Raw genomic sequence first — 506 nt, 5'->3', positions numbered from 1 at the left:
GTAACGATTCAATGTTATATTCGGCAAAAGGGCTGTTTGCGGTATCACTCGCCGTAAACCCTAAGCCAATACTATCCGTTGATCGTATATCACCAAAGCCACGAAGTGTATTATTGCCAATAAACAAGTAACCGCCATTGGTAGACGTTGCCTTTATCCTTATTACGGCATTACCCGTTATTACCGAAGCTTTTTTACCGATGTTATTGCCTAAAGCATCGGTTAGATACAAATTGCCTTCTACATATACTTCGGTTTCCCCTGTTATTGCAGGAAACATATTTAATGCGCCTGACAAATTTCCCTTGCCGTAAATACGAAGCCCACCGAATTGTCCTACTCTGGGCAATTCGTAATTAACATCGTTCCTGTCTATTACTATTGCTTTCATTTTTTATATGATTTTGATTATTGATATTTATTATCTAAAAAAGTTATACGCTTATTGTACCAGTCCATTACTTGAGGCAGGGAAGTATAACAACCTAATTTGTCGCCAACCGTCA

1 protein-coding gene is annotated in these 506 nt (G+C 38.3%); it reads right to left on the bottom strand.

The window, feature by feature from the left end; translation table 11 throughout:
* On the bottom strand, positions 1 to 391 hold a 391-nt coding region (locus D0T53_RS13430; RefSeq protein WP_163268747.1), incomplete at its 3' end, for a hypothetical protein.
* Positions 392 to 506 lie beyond the last annotated feature (115 nt).

The organism is Dysgonomonas sp. 216, assembly GCF_010501065.1.
Taxonomy (GTDB): domain Bacteria; phylum Bacteroidota; class Bacteroidia; order Bacteroidales; family Dysgonomonadaceae; genus QVMM01.
The sequence above is the reverse complement of the archived record's forward strand: the minus strand, read 5'-3'. Positions and strand labels throughout refer to the sequence as shown.